At 68.1% G+C, this 15,477-nt stretch carries 14 protein-coding genes; 10 read left to right on the top strand and 4 right to left on the bottom strand.

The genetic code is table 11. The features are described from left to right. Positions 1-17 precede the first annotated feature (17 nt). The 4 genes from C1O66_RS09370 to uraH all read right to left on the bottom strand — a co-directional run bounded on the left by C1O66_RS09370 (position 18) and on the right by uraH (position 4,400). Positions 18-944, bottom strand: a complete 927-nt coding sequence (locus C1O66_RS09370) for a caspase family protein (RefSeq protein ID WP_102767631.1) — start codon at positions 942-944, stop codon at positions 18-20. A 270-nt stretch (positions 945-1,214) separates the two neighbouring features. Beyond that, positions 1,215-2,450: a glycerophosphodiester phosphodiesterase gene (locus C1O66_RS09375; RefSeq protein ID WP_102767632.1), complete on the bottom strand. Its 1,236-nt coding sequence runs from the start codon at positions 2,448-2,450 to the stop codon at positions 1,215-1,217. Between the two features lie 738 nt (positions 2,451-3,188). Then, a complete protein-coding gene (gene xdhC / locus C1O66_RS09380; protein ID WP_102767633.1) occupies positions 3,189-4,022 on the bottom strand; it encodes a xanthine dehydrogenase accessory protein XdhC in 834 nt (277 codons plus the stop codon). 21 nt (positions 4,023-4,043) lie between these two features. Further along, positions 4,044-4,400 (bottom strand): hydroxyisourate hydrolase, encoded by a 357-nt coding sequence (gene uraH, locus C1O66_RS09385; protein WP_102767634.1) that lies wholly within the window; start codon positions 4,398-4,400, stop codon positions 4,044-4,046. Between the two features lie 52 nt (positions 4,401-4,452). On the opposite strand from uraH, the gene C1O66_RS09390 reads away from it, so the two are divergent. The 10 genes from C1O66_RS09390 (at position 4,453) to C1O66_RS09435 (ending at position 15,474) form a co-directional block, all read left to right on the top strand. After that, a complete protein-coding gene (locus C1O66_RS09390; protein ID WP_102767635.1) occupies positions 4,453-5,166 on the top strand; it encodes a GntR family transcriptional regulator in 714 nt (237 codons plus the stop codon). Positions 5,167-5,192: 26 nt separating this feature from the next. Next, the gene (puuE, locus tag C1O66_RS09395) at positions 5,193-6,134 is read left to right on the top strand and encodes an allantoinase PuuE (RefSeq protein WP_102767636.1); all 942 of its coding nucleotides are present in this window, start codon (positions 5,193-5,195) and stop codon (positions 6,132-6,134) included. Between the two features lie 3 nt (positions 6,135-6,137). Further along, the gene (gene uraD, locus C1O66_RS09400) at positions 6,138-7,925 is read left to right on the top strand and encodes a 2-oxo-4-hydroxy-4-carboxy-5-ureidoimidazoline decarboxylase (RefSeq protein ID WP_102767637.1); all 1,788 of its coding nucleotides are present in this window, start codon (positions 6,138-6,140) and stop codon (positions 7,923-7,925) included. Continuing rightward, positions 7,922-9,199: a M20/M25/M40 family metallo-hydrolase gene (locus C1O66_RS09405; RefSeq protein ID WP_243392756.1), complete on the top strand. Its 1,278-nt coding sequence runs from the start codon at positions 7,922-7,924 to the stop codon at positions 9,197-9,199. Before uraD ends, C1O66_RS09405 begins: the two co-directional genes overlap by 4 nt. Before the next feature lie 91 nt (positions 9,200-9,290). Continuing rightward, positions 9,291-10,127, top strand: coding sequence for a substrate-binding periplasmic protein (locus C1O66_RS09410; protein WP_133155152.1), 837 nt, complete (start codon positions 9,291-9,293; stop codon positions 10,125-10,127). A 113-nt stretch (positions 10,128-10,240) separates the two neighbouring features. After that, the gene (locus C1O66_RS09415) at positions 10,241-10,714 is read left to right on the top strand and encodes a copper chaperone PCu(A)C (protein ID WP_394341035.1); all 474 of its coding nucleotides are present in this window, start codon (positions 10,241-10,243) and stop codon (positions 10,712-10,714) included. Positions 10,715-10,766: 52 nt separating this feature from the next. Further along, positions 10,767-11,180 (top strand): DUF2946 family protein, encoded by a 414-nt coding sequence (locus C1O66_RS09420; RefSeq protein WP_102767641.1) that lies wholly within the window; start codon positions 10,767-10,769, stop codon positions 11,178-11,180. A gap of 139 nt (positions 11,181-11,319) precedes the next feature. Further along, a complete protein-coding gene (locus C1O66_RS09425) occupies positions 11,320-13,716 on the top strand; it encodes a TonB-dependent receptor (protein ID WP_102767642.1) in 2,397 nt (798 codons plus the stop codon). 17 nt (positions 13,717-13,733) lie between these two features. Then, complete coding sequence (locus C1O66_RS09430) at positions 13,734-14,984, top strand: sialidase family protein (RefSeq protein ID WP_102767643.1); 1,251 nt, start codon at positions 13,734-13,736, stop codon at positions 14,982-14,984. After that, positions 14,956-15,474 (top strand): hypothetical protein, encoded by a 519-nt coding sequence (locus tag C1O66_RS09435; RefSeq protein WP_133155153.1) that lies wholly within the window; start codon positions 14,956-14,958, stop codon positions 15,472-15,474. Before C1O66_RS09430 ends, C1O66_RS09435 begins: the two co-directional genes overlap by 29 nt. The last annotated feature ends 3 nt before the right edge of the window (positions 15,475-15,477 follow it).

Consider the following 15,477-nt stretch of genomic DNA (forward strand, 5'->3'; position numbering starts at 1 on the left):
GCGGGCTCCAGCAAGGCTCAGACAGTGAAAGGCTTTTGCGCAAGAAAGGCCGCAGCCGGCCCCAGGACGAAGAGATTGGGCGACTGGCTGGGTGGCAGACCGGCGCGGATGCGGGCATGGAAGGCCGAGTAATTGCCGCTGAAGGTGCCGTTGTTCCAGACCTTGAGCAATTGGCCGGTGAAAGCGCCGTTGTGCGGACCGTCCATCGAGGTCTGGTTGTCCTGGCAGCCCGAGATCAAGAGCACGGCCGGCCGGAAGCGCCCCACCAGCTTGCTGGCCTGCGCCGCGGCCCCCACCAAAGCCAGGGCTGCATCGGGGTCCACAGGTGCGGCCGAAGCCGCCCTGGCCGCCGCCTTCATCACATCGTCCTGCAGCTTGTCGTAGAAGGCCTGGTGCTCGCGGTAGACGCGGTTGGCCACTTCTTCGGGCATGAGCTTGGGGCGCTGGTCCGGCGGCGGCGGCGGCGGTGGGAAGGCGCGTGTGACGCTGCCGCTGTGGCAGCTGTCGGACAGCACCAGGATGCGCACACCGGCGGCAAAGCGGCTGAGCTCGAAATAGAGCTCGTCATCGATCAGTTGGCCGTCAAACAGGCACCAGGTCTCGTCCTTCTTGTCCGGCTCGTCGCCATTGCTGTCGGCCACCTGGCCGCCATGGCCGGAGTAGCTGAGCAGGAAGAAATCACCCGCCTTCAAGCTCTTGGCCGCCGCACGCATCTGTGCCAGCACGGCCGCGCGCGTCGCCTTTTGCGTGAGCAGCACCGCGGGTTTGGCGATGCCCTGGGCTTTGGCTATGGCCGCCATGTCCTGGGCATCGAACTCGCAGGCCGCCAGCGGCCCGCTCCAGCCCCCGTAAGCCGCCGGGCTGACGGCATTCAGGCCGATGTGCAGGGACGCTGCCTTGGGTATGAGCAGCGGCTTGGAGGCGGCAGTTTTCTTGCTGGCCATGGTCGGATCTCCTGACAAAGATGAACGCGGAGGGTCTCGGATGAACGGCCAGCGATCTCAGCCCGAAGCGGCCGGCGCGGAGCCGGCGGCCATCTTGGGCGACATGCGAACAGGACGAAACCCCTAGGTTCAGATTGCCCAAACAGCCACGGGTTTCACCCAGGGTGCGCGGGCAACAAATCGCGCCAGGGAAAAAGAAAAGCCGCAGGGGCATGCCCTGCGGCTTTGCGTCGACTTCGTGCCCGTGAACGGCCCACAGGGCCGCAGCGCTCAGGCCCTGTTGCGGCGGCGACCCAGCCAGCCGATCACGCCCAAGCCGCTGAGCAGCAGGGCATAGGTTTGCGGCTCGGGCACGGCCGCCACGGCGGCGACACCGGTGTCGGTGAAGTCGGTGAAGATGCCGTCCACGCCCATCTTCAGATAGGCTTCCATTTCCTTTTGCGGGTCGTTGAAGCCCAGCATGGAGGCGTCGTTGCGGAAGGTCCAGGTGTGGACGAACAGGCCGTTAGCATGGGCCGCTTCGATCACGCCGGTGCTGCCGTCGATGCGGCGGTCCTGGCCGTTGACGATGCCATCACCGGTGCGGTCCACGCCGTCAGCCACGGTCTTGAGCAGATAGGGCTTCCAGGGGCCGACGCCGTCGGCATAGGTCGCGACGAAGGACAGGCCGACGTTGCTGACCAGATCGGCAAAGGTCAGCTTGCCATTGCGCACGGCCACATCGAAGGGGCGGTCGTAAGGTGCCACCAGAGACATCGAGCCGTCGGCATTGACGTCATCGGCATCAACCAGCTGCACCAACTTGATGTCCGTCTTGGTGTTCAGGTACTGCAGATTGCCGACTTCAAAGCTCTGGATGAAAACCGGTGCAGCGCCCGTGTTGCCGTAGGCAGCGTGCAGGGTCGAGACCAGCTTGTCTTCAAAGTAAGTCTTGCCGAAACCCAGGCTTTGCGAGACGCCCTGCATATAGGTCGAGTGCTTGAGCTCGGGATAGATGCCGATGGTGCGGCCGGTCTCGATGCTCTTGGCCTTGGCCAGCGCGATCACTTCGTCCAGGGTCGGGACCTTGAACTGGCCATCGAACTCGGTCGGGCGGCCGGCGCGGGTCTGCTTGGCGCCCAAGGTCTTCAGCTCGGCCAGAGTGAAGTCTTCGACGAAGAACTGGTTCTCGTACTTGACGCCATCGATAGTCTTGGTCGTCATGCGGTCGGCAAACTGGGCCAGCGAGCGCACATTGGTCGAATCGCCGATCACCGGCTCGTGGCGGGCCACCAGCACGCCGTCGCGCGTCATCACCAAGTCGGGCTCGATGTAGTTCGCGCCCATTTGGATGGCCTTGGCATAGCCTTCCAAGGTGTGCTCGGGCAGGTAGCCCGAGGCGCCGCGATGGGCGATCACCAGCGGAGCCTTGCCATCCAAGGTATTCCAGGCTTGTGCCGGCGCGGCGGCCAAGCCAGACAAAGCGGCCACAGCGGCCAGGACGGTGAAATTCAGATTCGTGTGCATGGGGGGGACTCTCCGGTCTACAACAACAAGACGTGAGCCATATTCCTCATTCCCCGTGAAAGTTCTCACCATGCCGATGAGCGATCATGAGCCAAACGGACTACTTTCAAACATCCAGCAGCAGATGTGGCAAGGGCTGGTTCTGGCACGAGGCAGCTCTTGGGTTTGCTCGGAAGGCCCTGCAGCCCGTGCCGCCACCGGGCTCATGGTTCCGGGGTCGGCCCTGGCGGGCCGACTTCCCTGAGCTGCTCGCGCCTCGGGGCTGGCGCATAACTCACTTCGCTCCCTGCGTTCGCTTCGTTCAGACAGAAGCGCCAAGTCAGTACTTGAAGCGCGCGTGACCGCGCGCGCCCCGAGGCGCTGCGCTGCTCGGCCCGGCACAAATCGCCCGGCAGCGGCACGGGCTGCAGGGCGCTTGCATCGCGGTCGACGTGCCTCATCAACGGTGGAACACGCCGAATCCGGAGGTGGCTCGGCCCGCCGATGGGCGATTTGTGCGCGGCCGAGGGCGCAGCGGAGCGGCTCAGGCGCGCGTACTCGCGCGCTTCAAGCTCTGACTCGGCGCCACTGTCTGACCGCAGTGAGCGCAGCGAACGGAGGGAGTTTGGCGCCGCTGAGCCGCGCAGTGAGCAACGAGGGGAGTCGGCTCGCAGAGCCGACCCGCGAACCATGAGCCCGGCGGCGGGGCGAGCCACCGCAGCGTGAGCGATCAGCGCAAGGGACGACCGCAAAGTGGCGTCACCGGCCAATCCGCAGCAGCAGTTGCGCCACCACCGAGACGGCAATCACCTCAGGCTGCTTCCCAGTGATGCCAGGCAGGCCGATCGGGCAATTCACCTGACCCAGCTCCGCTTCGCTGAAGCCACGCGCCAGCAGGCGCTGGCGGAAGCTCGCCCATTTGCTGGCACTGCCGATCAGGCCGATGAAGGGCAGATCGCCGCGCTCGCGCTGGCGCGCCAGACAGGCGGCGACGATGTCCAGATCCTCGGCATGGCTGAAGCTCATGATCAGCACCTGCGAGCCCGGAGCAAGACCTGGCACCGCCGCCTGCACCGGCTGCGAATGCTCGGCCAGATGGACCTGCGCCGCCAGCTCGGGCGGGAAGACCTCGTCGCGGCTGTCCAGCCATTGCAGCTCAAAGGGCAGATCGATCAAGAGCTTGACGATGGCCCGGCCGACATGGCCGCCGCCGAACAAGGCCACCGGTTGACGCGACTCCGGCGCCAACAGCCGAGCGCGCAGGCCGGCGATGTCTGCCGGCCCCAGGCGCTCGAAGCGCAGTTGCACCACGCCACCGCAGCATTGGCCCAGGCTGGGGCCCAGGGCATAGCGGCGCAGAACGCCGCCCGGCTCGGGTCCATTCGCAGCCAGCAAAGCCCGCGCTTCAGCACTGGCGTCAAACTCCAAGCGGCCGCCGCCAATGCTGCCAATCTGCCCGCCGGCACTGAGGGCCATCCAGGCGCCCAACTCGCGCGGCCCACTGCCCTGCACGTCGGCCACGCACACCAGCACCGCAGGCTGCCGCGTCAACAGCAATTCCAGCGCGGCGATCTCGCGGCTCAATGCACTCATGTCGATGGAATCCCGAGCCGCTCAGCTGCCACGGTAGGTGGAATAGCTCCAGGGGCTGAGCAGCAGCGGCACGTGGTAGTGCGAGCCCGCATCGGCAATTCCGAAATCCAGAGGCACTTCATCCAGAAAGGCCGGCTCCGGCAAGGCAACGGCGCGTGACTTGAAGTAAGCCGCCGCCGCAAACACCAGGCGGTAGCGGCCGGGCTGAAAGGCCTCACCCTCCAACAGCGGCGCCGGGGCGCGGCCATCGGCATTCAACGTCAGGCTGTGGAGCAGCTGCGGGCTGCCGCTGGCGTCCATGCGGTAGAGGCGCACGGCCATGCCGGCAGCCGGGCTGCCGTGCATGGTGTCCAGCACATGGGTGGTGAGCTTGCCCATCTAGGTCTCTCTTGGTGTGACTGAAGGCAAAGTGTATACACTTCGGCACACAATGCGAGCCAAAGCCCCGCCCCCTGCCCTTTCAAGCCCAGCAGCCGATGTGGAGCCGGCTTCGAGCACCGAGCGCATCGCGGCCGCCATCACCGCGGCCATCGTCGAGCGCCGCCTGATGCCGGGCACCAAGCTGGCCGAGCAGAAGCTGGCGGACATTTTTTCCGTCTCGCGCACCCTGGTGCGCCAGGCCCTGAACCAGCTCAGCCGCGACCGCCTGGTGACGCTGACGCCGGCGCGCGGCGCCTTTGTGGCCGAGCCCAGCGTCGAGGAAGCGCGCCAGGTCTTCGAGGTGCGGCGCATGCTGGAATCCAGCCTGCTGGCCCAGCTGGTCGAGCGCATCACGCCGGCCCAACTGGCCGAGCTGCGCCAGCATCTCAAGGCCGAGGCCCAGGCCATCGCCCGCACCGATGTGCCCGGCCGCACCCGCCTTCTGGCTGACTTTCACCGCCTGCTGGCGCGCATGCAGGGCAATGAGGTGCTGGCGCAGCTGCTCGGAGACTTGCTCTCGCGCAGCTCGCTGATCTCGCTGATGTACCAAAGCGACCACTCGGCCGCCGAGTCGCATGCCGAGCATGTGGCCCTGGTCGACGCGCTGGAAGCGCACGACAAGCGCGCGGTGCAAAAGCTGCTGCGCGATCACCTGGGCCATGTGGAAACCAGCCTGCGCCTGCAGCCGCGCGTGGCCGACCTGGCCCAGGCCCTGAAATCCTGAGCCCCACTCATCTGGAGCACCAAGACATGAGCTACCCCCGCGACCTGATCGGCTACGGCGCCCAGCCGCCGCAGGCCCAGTGGCCCGGCCAGGCCCGCCTCGCCCTGCAGTTCGTACTGAACTACGAAGAAGGCGGCGAGAACTCGGTACTGCACGGCGATGCCGGCAGCGAGCAGTTTTTGTCCGAGATGTTCAACCCGCCGGCCTTTCCGGCGCGGCATCTGAGCATGGAAGGCATTTACGAGTACGGCTCGCGCGTCGGCGTCTGGCGATTGCTGCGCGAGTTCGAGCGGCGCGGCCTGCCGCTGACCGTGTTCGGCGTGTCCATGGCCCTGGAGCGCCACCCCGAGCTTTGCAGTGCCTTGCAAAGCCTGGGCCATGAGGTGGCCTGCCACGGTTGGCGCTGGATCAGCTACCAGAACGTGGACGAGGCCACCGAGCGCGAGCACCTGCAGCGCGGCATGGACATCCTGACCCGCATGCTGGGCGAGCGCCCTCTGGGCTGGTACACCGGCCGCGACAGCCCGAACACCCGCCGCCTGGTGGCCGACTACGGCGGCTTCGAGTACGACAGCGATTACTACGGCGACGACCTGCCCTTCTGGCTGAACGTGCGCAAGAGTGACGGCAGCCTGGCGCCGCAGCTGGTGCTGCCCTACACACTCGACTGCAATGACATGCGCTTCGCCCTGCCTCAGGGTTTCAGCCATGGCGACGAGTTCTTCGAGTACCTGCGTGACAGCTTCGATGTGCTCTACGCCGAAGGCGCAGAGACGCCTCGCATGATGAGCGTGGGCATGCACTGCCGCCTGCTCGGTCGGCCCGGCCGCATGCGAGCGCTGCAGCGCTTTTTGGACCATGTGCAGCAACACGATCGCGTCTGGATCTGCCGCCGCATCGACATCGCCCGCCACTGGCGCGCCACCCACCCCTTCGACGCCAACACCGCTTTTGTCTGGGAACGCTGAGCCATGAGCCTGAACCTGAACACCCTGAACGCAGCCAGCGTCGAGGACTTCGTCGCCCTGCTGGACGGCGTCTACGAACACTCGCCCTGGATCGCCCGACGCGCCGCATCCGCACGGCCCCTGCTAAATCTGACGGCACTGAAGCAAGCCCTGGCCCAGGTCGTGCGCGAGGCCAGCGAGGCCGAGCAGCTGGGCTTGATCCGCGCCCACCCCGAGCTGGCCGGCAAGGCCATGCTGGCGCGCAGCCTGACGGCCGAATCCACCGGCGAGCAAAGCCGCGCGGGCCTGAGCGACTGCAGCCCCGAGGAATTCGCGCGCATCCAGCAGCTCAATGCCGACTACAACGCACGCTTCGGCTGGCCCTTCATCCTGGCCGTACGCGGTCCGCGGGGCCTGGGCCTGAGCCGGGCCGAGATCATCGCCACTTTTGCGCGCCGCCTGGCCCAACCGGCAGACGTCGAGCGGGCCGAGTGCCTGCGCCAGATCCACCGCATCGCCGAGATCCGCTTGAATGACAAGTTCGGGGTCGAACCCATCCTCGGCAACCGCATCTGGGATTGGGCGCAGGCGCTGGCCCAGCATTCCGAGCCGGGCTTCTGCGAGGCCGGCCAACTGACCGTCACCTACCTGACCGAGGCCCACCAGGCCGTGGCCGCCCAGCTGCAGACCTGGATGCGTGAGTGCGGCTTCGACGAGGTGGGCATCGATGCGGTCGGCAATGTCGTTGGCACTTATCACGGCGCCCGAGCCGAGGCGCCGCGCCTGCTGACCGGCAGCCACTACGACACCGTGCGCCATGCCGGCCCGCACGACGGCCGCCTCGGCGTGCTGCTGCCCATGGCCTGTGTGCGCGAGCTCCATGCCGCCGCGCGACGCCTGCCCTTTGCCATCGAGGTGGTGGCCTTCTCCGAGGAGGAAGGCCAACGCTATCCGGCCACCTTCCTGGGCTCCAGCGCCCTGACGGGACAGTTCGACCCGGCCTGGCTGGAACTGCAAGACCGCGAAGGCATCCCCATGCGCGCGGCCATGCAGGCCGCCGGCCTGCCCGGCACGATGGAGGCCATCACTGCGCTGGCGCGCGACCCCGCCCGCTACCTCGGCTTTGTCGAGGTGCACATCGAACAAGGCCCGGTGCTGCACGGGCAAGACCTGGCCCTGGGCGTGGTCACCTCCATCAACGGCAGCCGGCGCTACCTGGGCAAGGTGATCGGTCAGGCGGCGCACGCCGGCACCACGCCCATGGGCCAGCGGCGCGATGCGGCCGCTGCGGTGGCCGAGCTGCTGCTGTTTGTCGAGCAATGTGCAGCTGCCAGTGCAGGCACCGTGGGGACTGTGGGTCAGCTGCAAGTGCCAGCCGGCTCCATCAATGTGATCCCGGGCCGCTGCCAGTTCAGCCTGGACCTGCGCGCGCCCAGCGACGCCGCCCGCGACGCGCTGGACGCCGAGGTGCGCGAGGCGCTGATCCGCATCTGCGAGCGCCGTGGCCTGAGCTGGACGCTGCAGCCCACGCTGGCCGCCAATGCCGCGCCCAGCGACCCGAGCTGGCAAGCCCGCTGGGAACGCGCCGTGGCCGCCACCGGCTGCCGGGTCTTCCAACTCCCCTCAGGTGCTGGCCATGACGCGATGAGGCTGCATGAGCGCATGCCCCAGGCCATGCTCTTTGTGCGCGGCCAGAACGAGGGCATCAGCCACAACCCGCTGGAGTCGACGAACAACGACGACATCGAACTGGCCGCCCAGGCCTTTACCCACCTGCTCGATCATTTGGCCGCGGAGGGCCACACGCCATGACACACCCCATGACACAGGCCGCCCAGAACTACGCCAAGCTCGACGCTTGGATCGACGCCCATTTCGCCGAAGAAGTGCGCTATCTGCAAGCCCTGGTGCAGGTGCCCACCGACACACCGCCGGGCAATAACGCGCCCCATGCCGAGCGCACCGCCGAGCTGCTGGCGGCCATGGGCTTGACCGCGGAGAAGCATGCCGTGCCCGCCGAGCTGGTGCAGGCCCAGGGCATGGAGAGCATCACCAACCTGATCGTGCGCCGGCGCTATGCGGAGGGCGGGCCGGTGGTGGCGCTCAATGCCCACGGCGATGTGGTGCCGCCGGGCGAGGGCTGGAGCCATGGGCCCTACAGCGGCGAGATCGTCGATGGGCGCCTCTATGGCCGCGCGGCCGCCGTGAGCAAGAGCGATTTCGCCAGCTACACCTTTGCCTTGCGCGCGCTGGAGGCCCTGCAGGCCGAGGGCGCAGTCGCCCTGCGCGGCGGTCTGGAGCTGCACTTCACCTACGACGAGGAATTCGGCGGCGAGCTGGGCCCGGGCTGGCTGCTGAAGCAAGGCCTCAGCAAGCCCGACCTGCTGCTGGCCGCCGGCTTCAGCTACCAGGTGGTGACGGCGCACAACGGCTGCCTGCAGCTGGAGGTGACGGTGCACGGCCGCGCCTCGCACGCCGCCTACCCCAGCACCGGCATCGACGCGCTGCAAGGCGCGGTGGCCATTCTGCAAGTGCTCTACGCCCAGAACGATCTGTACCAGAAGATCAGCTCCGAGGTGCCCGGCATCAACCATCCCTACCTCAACGTCGGCCGCATCGAGGGCGGCAGCAACACCAATGTCGTGCCCGGCCGTGTAGTGTTCAAGCTCGACCGACGCATGATTCCCGAGGAAGACCCGGTGGCCGTGGAAGCCAATCTCCGTGAGCTGATTCGCGGCGCCGCGGCCCGCTGCGGCGGCAACGCTGCGGGCGTGACGGTGGACATCAAGCGCCTGCTGCTGGCCCGCTCGCTCAAGCCCCAGGCCGGCAACAAGCCGCTGGTCGAGGCCCTGCAGAAACATGGCGAGGCGGTCTTCGGCGAGCCCATCCCCACCTCGGGCACACCGCTCTACACCGATGTGCGGCTCTACGGCGAACACGGCATCCCGGCCGCCATCTACGGCGCCGGGCCGCGCACGGTGCTGGAGAGCAATGCCAAGCGGGCCGACGAGCACCTGCAGCTGGACGACCTGCGCCGCGCCACCCAGGTGATCGCGCGCAGCCTGCTGGACCTGCTGAGCGCCTGAGCACCGGAGCACTGTGGCCGGCCTGGGCCGGTACAAACGCAGCCCGGTTCATGCCAAACTGGGGGCCTTGCAACCGATGGTCGCACGCATCTTGGACCCGCGCCACGCACGTCTGCTGCTACCCGCCCTGGGCCTGGCATCCTGCCTCTGGCCCCACGGCGCGACCCTGGCCATGGGCCTTCCGCGCGCCACGCCTGCTCGGTTTGGCCCGCTCAAGCTGATCAGCTACTACGACTACCCGCCTTTCGTGACCTCGCCCCAGCAAGGCCTGAGCTTCGAGCTCGCCGGCTGGTTGCACATGCGCGCCGAGGGCCTGATCGAGGGAGTGGAGTTGGAGTTGCTGCCGCGCCGGCGGGTCGACATCCAGGTGCGCCAAGCGCAATGGGCCGGGCTCGTGCCCTGGGTTTCACCCGCCTGGTTCTCTTCGCCCGATCCAGCGCAAGCGCCGATCTGGTCCGCGGCGGTGATGAATGACGAGGATCTGGTTCTGTCACTCAAGCGCCAGCCCTTTGAGTTTGAAGGGCCGGCTTCCTTGCGCGGCCACAAGCTGGGCGGCGTCTACGGCCATGTCTACACCGATGCCGATCCCTTGGTGGCGAGCGGTGAGCTGCAGCGCCTGGACTCCTTCACGCAAGAAGCCAATTTGCGCATGTTGCTGCTGGGCCGGGTGGACCTGGCCTTTCTCTCGCGCAGCGGCCTGGCCTGGTGGCGCCAGCGCATCCCGGGGTTCGATGAGCTCGTCCACGTGGCGGCTCAACCGCGCATGCGCTACCAGCGTCATTTGATGATCTCGCGCGACCTGCCCGAGACCTTGCGCGAGCGCTTGTTGCAGCTGGCACAGACCATGGGCGGCGACAGCCAATGGCGCGAGGTGATGCGCCGTTATGGCCTGCTGGGCCAATCTGCCGAGTGGCTGAACATCGCCTGAAATCGACCCTGCCACAAACAGGGCTTGCCCGACTTCCGGCCCCGGCCGGAGGCCGCTCCTAGAATCCGCCTGCCATCCTTTTCTTACCCTGAAAGCTGCGAGCTGCCATCATGATGAACAAGTCCTTGCGTGCCACTCTCATTGCCGCCTCCCTGAGCCTGCTGGGCACCGCCTCGGCCTGGGCCCAGGTCGAAGTCAGCCAGCCCTGGGTGCGCGCCACCGTGGCGCCGCAAAAAGCCACCGGTGCCTTTGTGCAGCTCAAGGCCAAGAGCGACAGCCGCCTGGTCGAGGTGCGCTCCTCGGTGGCCGGCGTGGCCGAGATCCACGAAATGAAGATGGAAGGCAGCACCATGAAGATGCGTGCCGTTGAGGGCCTGGATCTGCCGGCCGGCCAGCTGGTCGAGCTCAAGCCGGGCAGCTTCCACATCATGCTCATGGACCTGAAGAAGCCGCTGGCCGCCGGCGAGGCCGTGGACCTGACCCTGGTGTTCGAAGGCCGCGACAAGAAGCGCGTGGAACAGGAGATCAAGGCCGAGGCCCGCGCCATGGGCAAGCCGGCCGCTGCCGAGCACGCCCACAAGCACTGACAATGACCCAGCGCAAGCGGCCGGCCCCGGCCCTTTGCCTACAATCGCGCCCGTGCTTCACCTGACCCCGCTCCGCCGCCATGCCCGCTTCTTCAGCGGCTGGGTGGCCTGCTGCGTGCTGCTGATGGCGCTGGCGCCGGCCTTGGGCCAGCTGCTGGGCGCCCTGCGCGGCGAACCCAGCAGCTGGAGCCAGATCTGCCGCAGCAGTGTGGTCTCGCCCCGCGCGCAGCAATCGGTGCTGGCCGCGCGCCAGGCGGCGGACAAGGATTCGCTGCACGGCCTCTTCCACCATTGCCCGGCCTGCGATCTGCAGGCCCAGCAGGCGGCTGCACCGCCGCCAGCGCAGCAGGCCCTGCCCCTGCTCGGCTCACCCCGCCAGGCCATGCCGGTGCGCTTCCTCAGCGCGCCGCGGAGCATGCATGCCTGGGCGCCGCCGCAATCACGCGCGCCACCCACCGCGGCCTGATCCACCGCATGCGGCTGGCCTTTGGCCGCCGCCCTGGCTCTGACCCGGACCGCCGCTCTCGCAGCGGCCCCGCCAGCCCTTGATTGATTGATCTGCCACAGCCGCCGCGCTGTGCGCACTGCCACCCGGATTCCGCTCCATGTCGTCCCCTATTTTTGCCGGCCACTGTGCCGCCCTGCCCCACCGTCGCACGCTCGTACTCGCACTGTCTGCCCTCTTCCCGCTTGGCGCCGCCCAGGCCCAAGGCGTTGCCACCGACCAGCAGCTCGCCCCGGTGCTGATCACCGGCGCTTCGCTGCGCTCCGGCCTGGCCGCCCATCTGCCCAGCAACAGCGTCAGCAAGACCGCCGAGGACCTGCGCGATCAGAACCTCTTCAACCCTGAGGACGCGCTGAAATACCTGCCCAACACCAGCATCCGCAAGCGCTATATCGGTGACCGCAACTCGATGATCGGCGGCCGCAGCTTCGGCACCCTGCAACCGGGCCGCGGCCTGGCCTATGTGGACGGCTACCTGATCAGCAACTTCCTCGGTCGCTTTGACGGCCCGCGCTGGAACATGATCACGCCCGAGGCGATCGCTCGCGTCGACATGCTCTATGGCCCCTTCTCGGCCATTTACCCCGGCAACTCGATCGGCACCACGGTGGTGACGACCGAGCGCGAGCCGCGCGGCTTGGAAGCCTCAGCAAGGCTGACCGGCTACAGCCAGCGCTTCTCGCAGTACGGCCAGGCCGACAGCTACGGCGGCCACCAGCTCTCGGCCTATGTCGGCAACCGCCTGGATTCGGGCCTCTGGTACACGGCCAGCTTGAACCATCAGAACTCGACCTCGCAGCCGATGAACTACTACAGCGCCGGCGTGAACGCCAAGACCGGCGCCTTCGACCCGGCCAAACCGGGCGACAAGATCGTCACCGGCATCGTCTACGACCGCGACCCCAAGGGCGCGGCACGCGCCGTCTTCGGCGCCAGCGGTGGCGCCATCGACCACACGGTGCAGGACATGCTCAAGCTGAAGGCGGGCTATGCCTTCACACCCGAGCTGATGGCCAGCGCCATGCTGGGCCTGTGGACCAATGACACGCAGAACAGCAACCGGCCGTTCTTGCGCGACGCGGCCGGCCACACCGTCTGGTCGGGCGCGGTCAGCGACGGCGTGAATCGCTTCGTCATCCCGGACAGCGCCTTCGCGCCGTCCAGCCGCGACGAACTGCACCGCCACGGCGGCCTGACCCTGAAGACCCGCTACGCCAGCGGCTGGAATGCCTCCCTGGTCTATTCCAACTACCGCATCCTGCGCGATATCGCGGCCCAGGCGAACCTGCCCGAGCCGCAGGCCCAAGCCGGCGGCGAAGGCCTGTGGACGCGCCGCGACGGCACCGGCTGGAACACCCTGGAGCTGCAGGCCGCCTACAGCCCGGTGGCCGGCGACTGGGGTGATGGCCGCCATGCCCTGACCCTGGGTCTGCATCGCAATGCCTACCTGCTCAACAGCCCCAGCCGCAAGGCGCCGAACTGGCTGAGCGGCGAGACGGTGCTGACGCAAAGCTACAGCGGCCGCAGCGAGGTGATTGCCGCCTACGCGCAGGACGCATGGAAGCTGCAGCAAGACCTGACCCTGACCCTGGGTCTGCGCCAGGAGCAGTTCCGCACGACGGACGGCCTGCAGCTGCTGCGCGTCGCTAGCTGCAAGGCGGAGGCCGGTGCGCAATGCCAGGCCATGGGCGACGGCAGCTTCCAGCGCAGCCTGCCCTATGCCGAGCGCAAGCTCAGCGGCGCCTCGCCCAAGGCTTCGCTCGCCTGGATGGCCCAGCCCGATCTGACGCTGAAAGCCAGCTTCGGCCGTGGCGTGCGCTTCCCCAATGTGGAAGAGCTGTACAACGGCACCTTCACCGCCACCTCGCAAACCCAGAGCGACCCGAACCTGAAGGCCGAGCGCTCAAACGCACTGGAGTTCAGCGCCGAAAAGGACTGGGAGCTGCAGCGCCTGCGCGTCTCGCTGTTCCATGACGATGTGCGCGACGCCATCCTGCGCCAGAGCGACACCAGCGTGCTGCCCAGCGTGACCCGGGTCTCCAATGTGGACCGGGTGCGCACCTACGGCCTGGAGCTGGTCTGGCAGACCCAGGATCTGTTCATCCAGGGCCTGAGCCTTGATGTCAACGCGGCCTTTGCCCATTCCAAAGTGCTGGCCAATGCACGTGACCCGCAAAGCGTGGGCAAATGGTGGCTGCGTGTGCCCAAGGTCCGCGCCAATGTGCTGGCTGCCTACCGGCCGAACAGCCGCTGGATGGCCAGCCTCGGCCTGCGCCACTCGGGCCGCGCCTACAACGACAGCTACAACCTCGACAGCAATCCGAATGTCTACGGCGGCGTCTCGTCCTTCACCTTTGTGGACCTGCGCTGCAGCGTCCAGCTGAGCCCCAAGTTCGAGCTGGCCCTGGGTCTGGACAATGCCACGGACCGCCGTGGCTACCAGGCCCACCCCTACCCCGGCCGCACCCTGTTCACCGAAATCCGGGCCCGCTACTGAGTGAAGAAGGGATCCACATGACGACACGATTGCACAGACTCTGCGCCGCTTTCAGCCTGGCGGCCACGCTGCTGCCGGCCGCCTGGGCGCAGCATGGCGGAGACCACGCCGCGGCGGCAGCCCGGCCGGCCAAGACCGGCAAGCCCGCCTTGGCCGTGGGCGCGGCCTTCTCGCCCGCGGGCGAACTCTGGCTCAGCGGCCTGGACGCGCAAGGCCGGCTGTTTGTGCAGCGCAGCGCCGATGAGGGGCGCAGCTGGACAGCACCGCGCCTGCTGGACATCGCCGGCGAGAAGCCGGTTGCCGACGGCGAGAACCGGCCCAAGATCGCCTTCGGCCCGCAAGCCACCGTGGTGATCAGCTACACGCGGCCGCTGGCCAAGCCCTACACCGGCGAGATCCGCATGCTGCGCTCAACAGACGGCGGCGCCAGCTTCGGCCCGCCCTTCACCGTGCACGCGGACCGGCAAGTCATCACCCACCGCTTCGAATCGATCGCCTTCGATGCGCGCGGCGTGCTGCACACGGTCTGGATCGACAAGCGCGATTTGGAGCTGAGCAAGACCGCCGCGGCCCAGGGCAAGCCGACCGGCAAGCCCTACCGCGGCGCCGCCATCTACCGCAATGAATCGACGGATGGCGGCGCGAGCTTCGGGCCTGATCTGAAAGTGGCCGATCACAGCTGCGAATGCTGCCGCATCGCCCTGAGCCCCACGCCCGAGGGCGGCATGGCGGCGCTCTGGCGCCATGTCTTCGAGCCGAATGAGCGTGACCATGGCTTTGCACTGCTGCAGGGCGCGGCCTCGGAGCCGCCCGCCGCGCCGGTGCGGGCCAGCCTGGACCGCTGGGCCGTGGATGCCTGCCCGCACCACGGCCCAGGCCTCACGCCGGCCGAGGGCGGTGGCTACCACGCCGTCTGGTTCGGCCTGCGCGGCGGCGAGGCGGCCGTGCGCTATGGCCGGCTGGACGCCCAGGGCCGCCCGGTCGGCGCCGTCCAGGCCTTGCCCGATGCCGGGGCCGAGCACGCCGATGTGATCGCGGCCGGCCCAGAGCTGGCCATCGTCTGGCGCAGCTTCGACGGCGCGACGCAGAGCCAGCGCCTGCGCGCCTGGCTGTCCAGCGACGGCGGCAGCAGCTTCCAGCTGCGCGAACTGGCCGCCACCGGCCTGAACAACGACCACCCCCGCCTGCTGCGCCACGGCCAGCGGCTCTACGCGCTCTGGCGCACCCAGGAGCAGATCCATGTCATTGCCCTCAAGAACTCGCCCTGAAACGAGATGGCGGACTCAGGCCCTCGGCCTGGCGGCCTGGCTGCTGCTGGCCGCGGCGCCGGCCCAAGCCAAGCGTCAGGTGGAAGCCTTCGACAGCCAGGCCTGGGCGCAGCTGCAGGCGAGCCTGAAGACACCGGCCCTGGTGGTCTTCTCCAGCACCGACTGCGGCCACTGCCCCGCCGTGCTGGCCCAGCTGGCAGCCGCGCCAGAGCGCAAGCGCCAGCGCGCCCCGCTGATCGCCGTCGTCATGGACCAGGCCCCAGGCGAGGATGACAGCGGGCTGCTGGCCAACCCGCATTACAAGCGCGCCGACCGGGTCTTCGCCTTTCAGGGCCAGGCTGCCGCCCTGCGCTACAGCGTCGACCCCGGCTGGCGTGGCATCACCCCCTATATCGCGCTGCTGCGCCCCGGGCGGCCGGTGCAATGGGTGCTGGGCCCACCGCAGGCCGAGGACCTGGCGGCCTGGGCCCGATCCAGGCCGGGCCAGTGAACG

Source organism: Paucibacter aquatile (assembly GCF_002885975.1).
GTDB classification, from domain to species: domain Bacteria; phylum Pseudomonadota; class Gammaproteobacteria; order Burkholderiales; family Burkholderiaceae_C; genus Paucibacter_A; species Paucibacter_A aquatilis.